Genomic DNA, 14,431 nt, shown 5'->3' with positions numbered 1-14,431 from the left:
GTGTATGGGTAAGTTTCAGTATCACCTTTTCAATCCACGCGAGTTGAATCCCGAAACAGTAAAATTAAGCAACGACGTCTACGAGGTATGGAGGCGGGTCTATTCAGAGGTGCTGGGCAAAGTCGGCGAACCTTTGAACCCGGATGATTTTCATCGCAACGACATTGTCGTCTGCCTGACCGATAACGGAAAAGTTTTCGGTTTCCATTTGTACAGCGCTTTTGATCTGCGCTCGGACGCCCTTCGTGATCACCACTATATGAAAGCCTTTGATCAGGCGATCATTGATAAATTCAAAAGCCACGGCATCAATACCCTGATGAGCATGGAATATTTGACGGTGATTCCCGAATACCGGTCACGCAGTGCTGAAGTGAACTGGGCTGAAATCATCATCGCGCTGGGAAGCAAGGTGATGGAGTCTTCGCCATGGGACTGCTGGGTGGGCACGGCCCGCAAGGATCTGCATGTGCGGCGCAAGGCTGAAAAAAGCGGAACCGCTTATTTTGGCAGTGTGATGAAGATGAACTATGAATGCGAAATCCTGATGACGGCAAAAGGGGAGGTTGTGCCTCTGCCTGATCCGAAATCCAACGCGCTGGTGGAAAGCCTGTGGGCCGATAAAAAATCCCACGTGACTTGTCTGCGCGAAGTTCGCAGAAACAATCTGAAAATTGCAGCTTAATGGTTTTATAAAACCTGAAAAGAGAGACAAATGCCTAACAATAAGAACGTTAACGATGAACTGATGACCCTTTTGAATTTCTCCAAAAAACAGATCGAAGCTTTCCCGTGGGAGGATAAAAACGCCTATTCCGCCTGGGTGTCACAGACCTTCTATTTTGCCCGGCACACAACACGCCTGCTGGCCATGGCCGGGGCGCGCACTCCGTTTGGGGCGCCCGAGTTCCACAACCGGTTCCTGGCTCATTGTGCGGAAGAAAAAGGCCACGACAAGTTGCTGGTGAATGATCTGAAAACCCTGGGCAGCAAGATGGACGAGTGGCCGGAAATGCCGGGCACCTGCGCGCTTTATCAGACGCAGTACTATTATATTGAACACCATTCACCGATGGCCTTCTTTGGATACATTCTGGGGCTGGAAGCACTGGCCGCGCACTTTGGTGATTACATGAACAAACGCATTGAAAAAGCCTGGGGCCCGAAGGCCGCGCACTTTATCCGCGTGCATGCGGAAGAGGACGTGGGGCATACCGAAGAGGCTCTGAATAAGATTGCCACGCTGTCGCCGGATGACCAGGTGGTGGTGATGCAGAACCTGCGGCAGACTTTGAGCTATTATGACCAGATGCTGAATGAGTGTCGTGAAATATCCCGGGCCCGGGGGCGCAGCGCCGCTTAAGTGTAAAAATAAAAAAGCCGGAGGTATGCTCCGGCTTTTTTATTAGAGAAGAGTGAAGTCAGGACTATTTGAAACGAGCTGCCACCACGTCGCAGATATTACCCTGCATCAGGGACGCGCCACGATAGATCGTTGCATCCAGAACAGAAGGGTCTTTCAGGGTCTGCTGACGAAGAGCTTCGCAATCAGACTCGTAGTTTTTGCAGATGCCGCCGCTGTTTTCGTTTTCACAAACCCAGTAAAGACTTTTTACTTTTTCGCCCACGATTTTCACGTCAGCGATTTCAGAGTGCAATTCAATATGGCATTTGATTTTGGCGTGACCATTCTGATCAAGGTCGCCCGCAACCCAGTTATAGGTGAAGTTCTTGTACTTCAGGTCGATCGCGCGCTGAGTGCCGATCACACGCTGACGCTGTTCCAGATTGTCGAAGAATTTCTCACAACGGGAACCCAGTTCATCAATTGTACCTTTGCGGGACCACTGCAGAACGCGTTTAGAGGGCTTTCCGAAGGTGCACGACGTGCCTTCTTCGTTACACCCGATACCAGTATAATAAGGGGCTGCGTGACCGATACTGCTTAATAGGAACAGGGCCACCAGGGCCGTCAGACTCTTTTTCATATGGTTTTCTCCTGATAGGAGGTTTTCTTGCGATAACCGTTCCAATGCGAGAAACCATTAAATTGTGGTAGAAGGCAGGGGAGTGTCTGAAACGCAAAAAAGGGGACAATCTTTGGCATCCTTACCACCGCGGGATGCGGGCCAAGTTTGGTGCCTGTGGATTGAGCCCCTTACGATATGCTCGCTGATCGCAATCGCGAGCGGGAACACTTGTGTATTACAGAGCCGCCAAGGTGTGCGGGTTTTTGGAATTGATGTTGGAGTAAAGAACGCTGTAGTTCTTCATCACACGTGAATTGTATTCTGCCGGTTTCACGTTTTTAGCCAGCAGACGGCGCACATTTGTCGGACCCATATTATAAGCGCTGACATACTTCATCGCCTTTTTGTCGAACTTTGCACGCAGATAGTTCATGTAAGCCATGCCGATCTTGATGTTCGCAGACGGGCTTTGCAAAGTCTTTTTGCCGTTGAAAGGCAGATCAAATTTCTTTGCGATCCATTCCGCCGTGTCCGGTTTGATTTGCATCAGACCGATTTCACCATGGCGACCCACCACCAATGGATTGAATTTGGATTCAGTTTTGATCACGGCCAGAACAAACACCGGATCCATACCGTATTTGGCACTTTCAGAAATCACCGTGCGGGCGATGGCACGCGCCTGGCCTTTGAATTTTGCCGGCAACTGAGATTGAACTTTGGAAAGAATGGCCTGATTCAATGCCTTTTGACCTTCAATTTTCTGGGCGTCACTGCCTTTATAGCCGCCACCCAGCAGTTCTTTCGCGTGAGAAACACGTGAAGCTTCGTTCACGCTTTCAATCGCTGGCACCTCAGGGCGCTGCCACTGGGTGAAAGAAAAGTTATTAAATAGAACCGACGTGAGCGATGCGGTGACAAAGGCGATTCCGATTTTGAGATGTTTCGTTTTCATATCCGCGTCCTCCTGTTACAGAGGTATAGTTCAAGTGCCGTGCCGAACGGCCAGGTGTGCGGAATGTTTCAGGTCTTGCTTTGAAGCACCTTTCAAATGCCATGGATTGAAGCTGGCAAAGGGGGGTGTCAACCAATGTATGAACACTGTCTGATTAGTGGTTAGTCGATATGGGATGGAATCCTGTTTCGAGACACCCACTGTGAGACGTTTTCATAATGTGAAAAATGGGAGCATAAAAGGTCTTGTTATAGAGGATAACTCTCTATGTTTCGATGTTTAGACCGAAAAGCCTTGTATGGGATCTATAGCAGATGTTCGGGGTCGTCTTTTTGCACCTCTGCTTATACTTGTACTGTCACTGTGGCTAACCGGATGTGGTTGGATGACGGCGACCTATGAAGCGACAAGTATGGATATTGAATTTTCGCAAGGCCCGTCGCAAAACGAATTTTCCAACAGCTCTTCAAAAACCATCACATTCAAACCTCGTGGTATTGTGCCGGAATATTATGAATATCGGATCAATCCCGACGATCCCACTGCCATGAGCAATGGCTGGATCCGCATTGAAGGTGGCAGTGCCGAAAAATCCATTGAATTAAACGATCTCTTCGAAGGCGAATGCCTGTTCCAGATTCGCGGCGGCACCGGCTCGGATAAGTTTGGTATCACGTCTTTGAAATGGACGGTTGATTTGACATCTCCGACAGTGGCCGTGGTGTCGGGACCAGCCACTATTGACGGGGCCGCAGCCAATTTTACTTTCACATCGGGTGACAACCCTGGGGGATCCGGCATCGAAAACACGGAATGCCGTACTGATGGAGGTTCGTGGGGACTTTGTCTGAGTCCGGTTGTGCTGACGGCGTTGTCTCATGGTGAGCATACTTTTGAATTGCGCAGTCGTGATCGCGCGGGGAATGTGTCTTCCGTGCCGCAACAGACCTGGACTGTTGATATTTTGCCTCCGGAAATTGCGATCACCAGTCCTTCGGCAGTTCGCGGTGGAACCAATGGTTCGGTGTCCTGGAAATTGACGGAAGAAAACATCGAAGCCGGGGCTGAGTTTATTGTTGAATTTTTCGATGGCTCCGCATGGTCCGAAGCCGGACGGGTCGCTGCGAATGCCGGTGATAACAATGAGCAGACCTACACACTTTCAGGAATTGCGATGCCCTCAGCAGATATCACGACCGCCCGGTACCGGATCTCTGTGACAGACGAGGCGGGGAATGAGACCCGTCAGCTTTCCAAGGTTTTTGCGGTCGAGATGACGTCCCCGGTTTTGCGTGTGCTGGATCTGGTGCTGGCTGAGGGGGCGCCGGTGGTCTTTGTTCCGGATATCAACGTGGCCTTGACGGTGTTTTCGCAAGTGGCTCCGATCAAAGAGATCATGCTTTCAGAAAGTACGCTGTTCACCGGGGCTTCGTGGGTGAATTACACCGGCGCGAAATCGTCTTTTAGACTGAGTGCCCTGGCTGGCGACAAAACGGTTTATGTAAAGGTGCGCAGTACGACGGGGCTGGAAAGTAATGTGGTTTCGGCCATCGTAAACTATCAACCCGAAGCACCCCCTGAACTGAGCTGGACCGGGCCTGCAGAGGGCAATACTCTGGCGCCATCCAGCACTCACAGCCTGTCCTGGAATTGCAGTTCGTCCGGAGTTCTGCCGGCGCTGCCTGTGGGCGAGCTGTCTTATTCGGTAGATGATGGTTTAACCTACCATGTGATCGGCACCAACCTGCCGAATGCACCCTATTCATGGACTGTGCCGGTGACTACTCCTTCGGGGGTCGCTGTGACGACGTCGCTGCCATTGAAATTCAAGGTCAGCTGCAGTTCGCAAAGCGGGGCGATCAGTCAGACCACTTCGGGTTTGTATAACTCGCCGTGGAAAATTCTGGTGGGCGGAAGTGCGTTGAGTGAAAACGTCAACGTGGCCAAAGCGGATCTGGATCGTTCTTTCTTTTACGGGGACAGCAATAATAATTTCTACTATATCAAATCCGGCGCATTGATGAAGATCGACCGTCAGACGGCTTCCGTGAAGCGTGTCTATGGAAGTCTGTCAGAAGAAAAATGCGCCGCCGGCTTCCTGGATGGCGCTCTGCTTTTGGGAATCGACGCCAATGACGTTGCTTATGTGGCGTCAGGTAAATCTGTTTCGTGTTCGGCTTTGCTGCGCATCCGTCTGTCAGACGGGCAGCTTCTTTCCATTCGGACTTTGCCGGAAAGAAAGTACACCAGTGGTATCGAGTACGAACGCCTGGTGCTGGAGCGATATTACATCTATTATGACAACTTTGTTTTCTATTCTTTGGATTTGAGTAATCCGGCCAGCACGCCTCAGAAAATTGTGGGAGTGGCGGGGACTTGCTCCAGTGTCGCGCCAGCCGTGGAAACTGCGGGCGCGGATTTGCCTATACCTTGCAGCAGCTTGAATCAGATGGGGATGATTATTTCTGCGGATCTTTCCAAAATCTGGCTTATTCCCCGCGCCGGAACGGGGACCGGTCCGAGTATGTCTTTGCGAGGCAGCATGGAAGGCGGCTATCGTCTGAAAGAATCCGGCAATCCAAATCTTCCGTTGCAGGCTTCCCAGTGCCAGCCGAACACCTCATCGTCAGACACGGCTTTGCTGGTCTGTTATGGGTCCTCAGAGACGGGGAATCAGGCCATGGTCTTTAATACCGACACTGAAACCTATAAAACCAATGTTGTTCCTGTTGAGCGTGGCAATACCAGCATACGTCTTTTTGTGGGAAGTGCCCGCAGCTCGATGCTGGTTTTCAGTTCCACCAATCAATTGTTTGAATTGAAATACAAAGAGTGGAGCGGCCCGGATGAGGCTTGGACTTATACGGTTGTTGCCGATAATCCGCTGACGACGATCGGCAACAATACCGATGGCAGTCCAGCGGATTTGCGCAAAGTCTTGTTTTCAGAAATCAGCGATCTGCTTTATCGCAACAACACCTTGTATGTGCGTGCACTCAGTCACCTGCGTCGCATCGAATTTGACGGTTCTGGAGTGGCCACCACAATTTCGACGGGTTATAACAACGTGACGATCGCCAACTCCATGGCGACAGCGGGGATCGCCGTCAATGGTGCCGGCACGATTTTGACGGTGGCGGGAGTTTCGGGTGACACCCGTTATATCAACGCCTTGAATCTTGGCTCTTATGATCCCCTGGCGGGAACAATAGCGGCAGCCACGACACCCGTGCGCTATTTGCGGACCAACTCGGGGGCGGCAAGCTTCCCGACGTACAATTCGTCATTTGGCGCGGGGGCGAATGTTCTGGTTTCGAACTATCGTTACCTGATGGATTTTGGTGGTGACGAAAATCTTTACTTCACGGGTACAGAAAACTCTGGTTCGCAGCGCAACCTGATGCTTTTCCGCTCCAATGGCACAACCGTGACCTTTATTGCCGGTGTGATGGGGGACCCTCAGTCGGCCCCGGCAGCGACAGAGCTGGCTCCGGCAACCTTGCAAAGCAGCCCGCTGAAAGATGTGGTGGGATTGCAAAAGGCCAGCGATGGCAATCTTTGGGTTGTCGATGATATGAAACTGAAAAAATTTAAAATCCTGGATGCCACTCCGACTTACTTTGATGTGGTGGATTATGCCTCTTTGGCCGGATACCCGGCGGCAGTGACGCTGTGGACTCATTCCCGTTATGATGAATCGACGGGTTGGATGTATTTTGTTTCTGCGGCATCGGAGTCTCCGACAGGCACGGTGCAGGTGTGGGCGGCTCACGCCACTCTGGGCTGGCGCCAGATTTCGACGGCAGGTTTGAACATGCCGGCGCGATCGGCCTTGGTCAGTGGGGTGAATATGGGTTTAACCCATGTCCGTCTTGAAGTGAGTCCTTTGGGGCTGATGATGCTTGACCGGGTCAATCGCCGGGTTCTGCTGCATGCATTGTTCTAAATAAAAAAGGCAGGATGAACCTGCCTTTTTTATTTCTGTTTTTAATGAACTCTAGAACAGATATCTGCGATAAGCGACACTCGACACCAGGCCCAGACCGGCCATGGTGGTCAGCATGCTGGATCCACCGTAAGACAGCAGCGGTAACGGAACCCCCACGATGGGCAGAAGTCCGATAACCATCCCGATGTTCACGAACATATGCCAGAAGATGTAACAAAGGACTCCGACTGTTAACAAAGCCCCGAACTTGTCGCGGGCGTTGGAGGCAATGCGGATTCCGGTGATGAACAGGAAGCAGAACAAACCCACCACAGCGATCGAGCCGACGAAGCCATGCTCTTCACTTAGAACCGAGTAAATAAAGTCCGTGTGACGTTCTGGCAGGAACTCCAGCTGGGACTGGGTGCCTTTCATAAAGCCTTTTCCAAAGAAGCGGCCGGAACCCACGGCGATTTTTGACTGGATGCTGTTGTAACCGGTACCACGAGGGTCACTGGTCGGGGACAGGAACGTCAAAACGCGGTTTTTCTGATAATCATGCAAAACGAATTTCCAGGCGATGGGAATGGCGATGATTCCCAAGGCAATGATTGTCGCCAGAATGCTTTTGCGGATTTTTGCAAAGATCAGCATGGATCCGCCGATCGCTGCCAGCATCATCGCCGTTCCCAAATCCGGTTGTTCAACAACCAGACCAAATGGAATCAACAGTGCGGTCAGTGGCAGGGCCAGTTCTTTCAAGCCCATGCCCGAACCGTGAGTGCTGCGTGTGGCAAGGATCTTAGCCATCAGCATAATGAGCGCCAACTTCATCGTTTCAGACGGCTGGTAACGGAAGAAGCCCAGATCAATCCAGCGCTGCGCACCCAGGGCAACCTTACCAAAGAAGGTCACATACAAAATCGCGCCCAGATTCAGCACATAGGCAATCAGCGCAATGCGGGTGACGACAGAATAATCCAAAATGGTTACAACCAGGAATACCGTCCAGCCCACGATCAACCACATGATCTGGGAAATGAACAAGGACGCCACGTCCTGAGTTGTCGGGCCATGGGTGGCGCTCCAAAGATTGATCAAACCGATCACATTCAGGGCCAGGATCACGATGATCAGATTGATGTCTAATTTCTTGAAGAGGGTTCTTTCTTCAACATGCAAAGAGGTAAACACTCTTATTCTCCTTCAATTTCCGGTGCGGCTGCCGGAGCTTGCGCGCGTTTGCCACCAGTGGCTTTCAACGCCGCTTCGATCACTTCAGGGTGATATTTCATGAAATAAGCCTCCACAATGTCGCGAACAATCGGTGCCGCCCCGGAACTTCCGTGGCACGAGTGTTCAGCCAATGCAGCGATGGTGATTTCAGGATTGTCTGCCGGAGCAAACGCAATGAACCAACCATGGTGACGCATATGAATCGGACGGCTTTCGCACTTCGCATAGATCTGATCTGCAGAGAAGCCCATGACCTGGGCCGTACCGGTTTTACCGGCCATTTGCACGCCCGGAACTTTATAGCGTTTTGCAGTCCCGCGCTCGCCATTGGCCACGCGTCGCATGCCTTCTTTGACCGTTTTGAACGTTTCTGCAGAGATGTGCACGCCATTTGGCTGCGTCTGTTGCAGATCACGAACCACTTGCGGGAAGTTTTCGCGCAGGACTTTTCCGTCCTGATCGATGATCTTTCTAAGCAGGAATGGTTTTACGACTTTTCCTTCGGTGCCGATCGCGTTGTAAGCAATCGCCATGGAAAGCGGAGTCACGTTCACGAAGCCCTGACCAATCGCCGTGGAAAGATTTTCCCCCGGCTGCCATTCTTCACCGACCGTGGATTTCTTCCAAGCCGAGTTTGGCATGGTTCCGGAAACCTCACGCGCCAGCTCGATACCGGTTTTCTGGCCGATACCCAGCAGACTGATATAGTCGAACATTTTATCAACGCCCAACGCGATACCCATTTTATAGAAGAACACGTTGGAGGATCTTTCCAGGGCTTCAAACACCGTGATGTTACCGTGACCGCCTTTTAAGTGGTCATGATAAGGACGACGGCCGAAATAGAACACACCCGGAGCCGAGACAATCGTTGTCGGGGTGATCACTTTTTCCTGCAAAGCCGGAACTGCCACCAAGGGTTTGAAAGTCGAACCCGGGGCATTGTGATCCTGGATGACTTTGTTGCGCAGTGGTTTGAACGGATCGTTGATCAGTTTCGACCAGGTTTGCGCCGAAATACCGGTGGAAAACTCATTCGGATCAAAAGACGGGGTGCTGACCCACGCCAAAATTTCACCGTTGGTTCGCATGGCTACGACGGCACCGATACGATTCAGGCTCATGAAGGATTTAAAGGCCGCTTCCTGGATATCACGGTCAATCGTCAAAATGGCGTTGTTCCCGTGAACCGGGATCATGTCCTTGATCTGCTCACCGTAAATGTTCGGTGTCTGAGTCACAGTTTCACGCCCGTGGGCATCGACCTGGATGAAGCTGACGCCGTCAGAACCACGGATGTCTCTTTCCAGAGTTTCTTCCAGGCCCGATTTGCCGATGATGTCACCCTGATCAAATTTCAGTGCGCCCTTGTACAGGTCGTTTAGTACCGGCAACTGACGTTTTGAGATCTCACCCACGTAACCAAACAGCTGGGCGCCGTTGTCACGAAGCGGGTAGAAGCGCACGATGGATTCGCGGATTTCAAGCCCCGGAGTGTCCAGACGCATGCGTTTTAGACGGAAAACTTCTTCGCGGCTGAGGTTTTCTTTCAGACGGATCTGTGCAAACGGACCGTTTTGACGGCGGCTTTTCTGAACCTTCAGAACAACCTTGTCCGGCTCCATGCCCAGAACCGGGCCGACGGTTTTTGCCAGCTCATCAAGGCTTTCAATGTACTGCGGGGACAGGATCGCTTCAAAGCCCGGCAGATTTTCCACCAGCACCTTGCCATCACGATCCAGCATCAGTCCGCGCGGAGCAGTGATTTTGTTTTGTTTGATACGGTTTTTTTCCGAGAACTCGCGCAGCTCATTTCCAGAAATGATCTGTAGATACCACAGACGCATCGTGAAGATGGTCAGGGCAAAGCCGATGGCGATATAAAAGATCTTGTACCGGCTCAGGTACTCTTTTGCCTCGTCCGGATTACTGACGTATGTACTCATAGCTCCAACCCTCCGGGCTCATGAACCAGCTCGTCCTGAGTGACCTTGTCGATCTTGGCCAGAAGCCAGTACATCGGGAATGCAAAGGAGGGAGTCAGGATGATTTGTACAAGGCGATCGACAATCTCAAAGCTCGCAGGGTTTTTCTCCAGCACCATCGATCCAAAGAAATAGATCAGGTGATAGGCCACGGCAGAGAATGCACACATAATCGTATAATATCCTGAGCCCGACCAAAAGACGCGACTCTTGATAGTATAGACCAAGGTAAAGAGAATAATGAGGCTGATCCACATCATCTTCAGCGGCATCGCCGTGAATGTGAGCAAAATGAAGCCCATGGCGTAAATCGTGAAGATCGCCGGGAACGGTTTGCGATAAAGGATCATATATACAACCAGATTCAGCCACAGCAGCGGGGATGGAACATTCCCGAAAAGCTGGAACCAGAAGGTTGTCTGGAATCCAGCCAGCAGCATCAGCACCGCCAGGAAAACCAGGAAATTCAAAAGGGCATTCCAGCGGATTTTCACTGTCTGTTCTCCTGAGGTTTAGGAGTCACCGCTGGTTTTGCTGCCGGAGTCGCCGCAGGCTTCACGGCCGGAGTTGCGGCGGGAGTGGCTGCCGGTGTCGCAGCAGGAGTCGCCGCTGCAGCCGGAGCAGAACCGTCTGCCGGAGTTTCCGCCTTTGCGGAAGCTGGCGCGAACTTGTCGCCGAAATCTTCGTTATTGCCCTGAAGCACGATGAAGACCTCTTCCACTTTGTAAGGGTCCACCACCGGGCGCAGGTCGACTTTCAAGGAAACACTGAAGGTCTTCTTTTCAACGGAATCAACCACGGCCACCGGGAAGCCTTTCGGGAAGATGTTGTCCAGGCCGCCGGTCACAACCAGGTCGCCTTCCTGAACGTCTTCGGTTCTTTCCACATATTTCAGCTGCAGGCTGCTGCTGTACTGGGATTTACCCTCGACAATCCCGTGGGCGCGGGTTCTTTGCACGATACCATCCACCACTGCGTAACGGTCGGTGATCAGCATGACGTGGGAAGTGAAGGTGTCCGGTTTGAAGATGTAACCCAGAACCCCGCCGGTGGTGATCACGGCCTGGCCGGCTTTCAGGCCGTCCTGGGTGCCCTTGTTGATGGTGATGGTGTTGTGATCGATCACCAGATCACGGCCGATGACCTGTGCTGCCATCAGGGACATTTTGGTCTGCTCTTTGAACGTCAAAAGGCCGCGCAGGCGGTCGTTTTCGATCAGCAGCTCGTTCATTTTTTCAAGACGCGCCTGAAGTTCATTGTTGGTGCTGGTCAGCTGTTCGCTGTGTTTCTTGATGTTGATAAGATCAAGATACATGGCGGTGGTGCCTTTGACGCCGGAGCTGAAGCCATAGAAGGATTCAGAAACCGCGCTGCCCAGAAGGCTGAAGGGTTTTGCCAGCCAGTTGGATTCTTGCGGGCGCTGCTGCATGTTGATGGAAATCAGTGGCAGAGCCAGGACAATCCCGATCATCACAAGTTTCTTGAGATCAAAGTTGAAGAAATTCAAAGGTCGTTCCTCTTTTTAAAAACCAATCTTAAAAACCATCTCTAAAACCAGCAAAAAGCATCGCGTCGTTCTGCGTATTTTAGCTTCGCTGTATTAATATTTCTCAACGCTAGTAAAAACCGCTAAGGAATACAACAATTTCCCCTTGAATATTTATAAAATTCGTAAGGTAATGAAGCGGTTTGTTTGCAAGCTTGTTTAAGGAAGGAAAAGTTATGAGCGAAAATATGGCAGATAAGATGAAGCGCGGAATCAACGCGAAGAGCGTGACAGCGATGGTGATTTTCGGTGCCATCATTATGGTTTTCGTCTTCTTCGGCATGCCCGAAAGAATGGGCGCGGGCGTTGGCTCCGTGGCTCGCGTGAACAACACTTTGATCTCTCTGGCGGACTTCCAGCAGGAAGAAAACCGCATTCAGCAGTACTACCAAAACCTGTTCGGCAATCAGATGGACTTTGGCTCTCAGCGTCAGCTGCTGCGCCAACAAGCGCTTGAGAATCTGGTGCGCATGGAACTTGTTTCCCAGGCTGCTCAAAAGAACGGCATTTTGGCTACAGACGCGGAAGTTCGCGATTTTATCGTGAAAGACATCCCGTTCTTCCAGCAAAACGGCATGTTCCAGAAAGAGTTCTACATGCGTTATATCGAACAGACCCGCACCACTCCGGCTAACTTTGAAGATAAAGTCCGTAAAGACATCTCCAATGTTCGCACACGTGCATTGTTCGAACTGGCGACTCAGCCAACAGCTGTGGAGCTGAAAAAGATCCAGGATCTGCGCGCGGCTAAGATCAATGTTCTTTTCGTGAAAATTGACTCTGAAGCGGCGACTAAAGCGATGACCAAAGAAAAAGCCGACGCAGCGATCAAGGCTTTGGATGAAGCTTTGGTGAAAGGCGATGAAGCCGCAGTTAACGCACAACTGAAAGAGCTGAAAGCAACTTGGGAAGAAACTGGTTTGGTTGAATTGGGTTCTGAGACTTTCCCGAAAATCACCAGCACAGTGGCGACAGAAGCCGTATTTGAGCTGAGCAAAACCGAGCCGCTGTTGAAGCGTTTGGTTCGTGACGGCAACAGCAAATACGTTCTGAAACTGAAAGAAAGCAAAGTTGAAGAAGTAAAAACAGCTCTGGAGCCAATGTCTGCAGAGATGATGCAAAAACGCCGTGGCGACGGTATGTTCGAAGCTTGGATCAATATGTTCCGTTCCAAGTCTCACGTGACTATGAACACCCAGGCTCTGCAGTTGAACTAATGCTTCAATTCGTAAGAGAGATTCCCATTCGAATCACTTTGCAAGGAGCCCTGTCATCACGACGGGGTTTTTTGTTTCATCTGGCTGCGGGGTTTTCCCCGAAAGGCGGCCGTATTGATCCATTGTCGGGGATGAGCGTGAATTTGATGGACGTGGATCAGTGGCTGGGGGCCTTGACGGCCGAGCTTGAACAGGATCTGTTTGTTTCTAAAAGCGCCAGCCTGAACCATGCCCTGGCTGAAGTGATGGCGGTGGCCCGCCTGAAGCTTGCCGAAAACGCCGAGCAGGCAGAGGCCGTACTGACCAGTCTGACGTTCCGTGAAGAGCGCGGCTGGAGTTTTCAGTGGAACTCGCAGCAATCCCCGGAACAGCAGCGTTTTGTTTATTCTCATTTTCTGGAATTAGTGCCTCAAGGGCAGAGCAGTCGGCTTTTGCGTCTGGATTTTGTCTGGTGCCGGGTTTTTGACTGTGAAGAGGACTATCAGCACGAAGGTTTCCGCTTGCTGAAAGGTCTGAAGTTGTCAGGCCTGGAGGATGTCCTGACACAAATGGCATTGCTTAAAGGCCATAAGCTTTCCTCCGAAAGTCATCTTGAATCAATCCGTGTCAATGTGTTGTCTGAACAAGTTTGTCTGACCATTTAGTCGGGGATAAAGAATCTATTCCGGCATGTGAGTTTTAAAGTAAAGTTCCACCAGACGGTGGAATTCTTCTTTTTGAATGAGTCGATTGAAGACATCAAGGTGAGCTTTGCCTTTGCCGCTGTTTTTGAAGGCCACACCGTATTCATCCATGCGAATGATTTTGGCGTTGATCTGCAGTTTATTCTGATAAGGGCGAAGGTTTTCGCTGCTTTTCATCAGATATTCAAACATGGTGGCGTCAATAAATGCCAAATCCACACGTTTTCTGGCAAGCTTCAGCAGGTTCTGCTCGTCGCTGGAAACATTTTCGATCTGGAACTTTTTCTTTTTCTGCGCCGGCGCCAGAACCCGGGACAATTCATAACCCATCACATTTCCGATTTTATATGGCAGCAGATCCTCCGGCTGGTTCCAGTGGATGGGCTTGTCTTTGCGTTCGGCAAAGCCCCACGGTGTGACGTACATGATTTTTGAAAGCACATAGCCGGTGGTGATGTTTTCTTCGGCGGCGGGAAAAAAGCCCGACACGTCGTCTTTTTGCAGGGCCTGAATTTTGGCGCGCAGGTAAGGGGTGAAGGTGACTTTCAGATCATAGCCGTTCTTTTTAAAAATCTGGCGAAGCGCATGCACGGCGGCCCCTTTTTCCGGCAGCGAGTCGCTCATAAAAGGTGGCGCTTCCATGGTGAGCAGATGAATGACTTTGCCGGCGTTTACCGCAAGACTTGGTGGCGACCACAGACAGACAGCTAATATTAAGAACAATACCATGTGAAACAATGCGACCTCAGTAATCCCCAGTTGTATGAGATGGGGACTTGGAACGCCAATTACCAAAACGCAATAGGAACAATCCTCACAGTAATGCCTTCTCCCCAGTGTTCGTATCCAGTTTGCGAACAGCAAGATGAATCATTTTGGTTTCCGCGCATCATTGCCATGCCTTAATGAAA

12 protein-coding genes are annotated in these 14,431 nt (G+C 51.0%); 5 read left to right on the top strand and 7 right to left on the bottom strand.

What is annotated here, in order from left to right; translation table 11 throughout:
* Nucleotides 1-4 precede the first annotated feature (4 nt).
* Both BDT_RS12070 and BDT_RS12065 read left to right on the top strand, forming a co-directional pair.
* Entirely contained in the window at nucleotides 5-685 is a 681-nt protein-coding gene (locus tag BDT_RS12070; protein ID WP_080602398.1) for a hypothetical protein, read from the top strand.
* A 30-nt stretch (nucleotides 686-715) separates the two neighbouring features.
* Nucleotides 716-1,363, top strand: a complete 648-nt coding sequence (locus BDT_RS12065) for an iron-containing redox enzyme family protein (protein WP_015091525.1) — start codon at nucleotides 716-718, stop codon at nucleotides 1,361-1,363.
* 64 nt (nucleotides 1,364-1,427) lie between these two features.
* Here BDT_RS12065 and BDT_RS12060 read toward each other — a convergent pair whose 3' ends face one another.
* Together BDT_RS12060 and BDT_RS12055 are read right to left on the bottom strand one after the other, a co-directional pair.
* On the bottom strand, nucleotides 1,428-1,988 hold the full coding sequence (locus BDT_RS12060; protein ID WP_015091524.1) for a hypothetical protein: 561 nt from the start codon (nucleotides 1,986-1,988) through the stop codon (nucleotides 1,428-1,430).
* A gap of 217 nt (nucleotides 1,989-2,205) precedes the next feature.
* Nucleotides 2,206-2,925 carry a lytic transglycosylase domain-containing protein gene (locus BDT_RS12055; protein WP_015091523.1) on the bottom strand — a complete coding sequence of 240 codons (720 nt, stop codon included), beginning with the start codon at nucleotides 2,923-2,925 and terminating at the stop codon, nucleotides 2,206-2,208.
* Nucleotides 2,926-3,337: 412 nt separating this feature from the next.
* Here BDT_RS12055 and BDT_RS12050 point away from each other — a divergent pair, with 412 nt between their 5' ends.
* Nucleotides 3,338-6,871, top strand: coding sequence for a hypothetical protein (locus BDT_RS12050; protein ID WP_158320237.1), 3,534 nt, complete (start codon nucleotides 3,338-3,340; stop codon nucleotides 6,869-6,871).
* A 51-nt stretch (nucleotides 6,872-6,922) separates the two neighbouring features.
* Here the strand turns inward: BDT_RS12050 and rodA are convergent, their stop codons facing one another.
* From rodA to mreC, 4 genes are read right to left on the bottom strand one after another with little or no spacing between them, the layout of a single operon-like run.
* Nucleotides 6,923-8,047, bottom strand: coding sequence for a rod shape-determining protein RodA (gene rodA / locus BDT_RS12045; RefSeq protein ID WP_015091521.1), 1,125 nt, complete (start codon nucleotides 8,045-8,047; stop codon nucleotides 6,923-6,925).
* Nucleotides 8,048-8,049: 2 nt separating this feature from the next.
* Entirely contained in the window at nucleotides 8,050-10,035 is a 1,986-nt protein-coding gene (gene mrdA, locus BDT_RS12040; protein ID WP_015091520.1) for a penicillin-binding protein 2, read from the bottom strand.
* Entirely contained in the window at nucleotides 10,032-10,568 is a 537-nt protein-coding gene (locus BDT_RS12035) for a hypothetical protein (RefSeq protein ID WP_015091519.1), read from the bottom strand. Before BDT_RS12035 ends, mrdA begins: the two co-directional genes overlap by 4 nt.
* Entirely contained in the window at nucleotides 10,565-11,581 is a 1,017-nt protein-coding gene (gene mreC, locus BDT_RS12030) for a rod shape-determining protein MreC (protein WP_015091518.1), read from the bottom strand. The genes BDT_RS12035 and mreC overlap by 4 nt, the downstream gene beginning before the upstream one ends.
* 215 nt (nucleotides 11,582-11,796) lie before the next feature.
* On the opposite strand from mreC, the gene BDT_RS12025 reads away from it, so the two are divergent.
* Together BDT_RS12025 and BDT_RS12020 are read left to right on the top strand one after the other, a co-directional pair.
* Nucleotides 11,797-12,837 (top strand): SurA N-terminal domain-containing protein, encoded by a 1,041-nt coding sequence (locus BDT_RS12025; RefSeq protein WP_041577772.1) that lies wholly within the window; start codon nucleotides 11,797-11,799, stop codon nucleotides 12,835-12,837.
* A gap of 71 nt (nucleotides 12,838-12,908) precedes the next feature.
* Nucleotides 12,909-13,481, top strand: coding sequence for a hypothetical protein (locus BDT_RS12020; RefSeq protein WP_235046107.1), 573 nt, complete (start codon nucleotides 12,909-12,911; stop codon nucleotides 13,479-13,481).
* Nucleotides 13,482-13,496: 15 nt separating this feature from the next.
* Here the strand turns inward: BDT_RS12020 and BDT_RS12015 are convergent, their stop codons facing one another.
* Nucleotides 13,497-14,249, bottom strand: a complete 753-nt coding sequence (locus BDT_RS12015; RefSeq protein WP_080602397.1) for a substrate-binding periplasmic protein — start codon at nucleotides 14,247-14,249, stop codon at nucleotides 13,497-13,499.
* Nucleotides 14,250-14,431 lie beyond the last annotated feature (182 nt).

The sequence above is a fragment of the Bdellovibrio bacteriovorus str. Tiberius genome (assembly GCF_000317895.1).
Lineage (GTDB): Bacteria > Bdellovibrionota > Bdellovibrionia > Bdellovibrionales > Bdellovibrionaceae > Bdellovibrio > Bdellovibrio bacteriovorus_F.
Note: the sequence above shows the minus strand (reverse complement) of the source record. Positions and strands in the feature narration are given on the sequence as shown.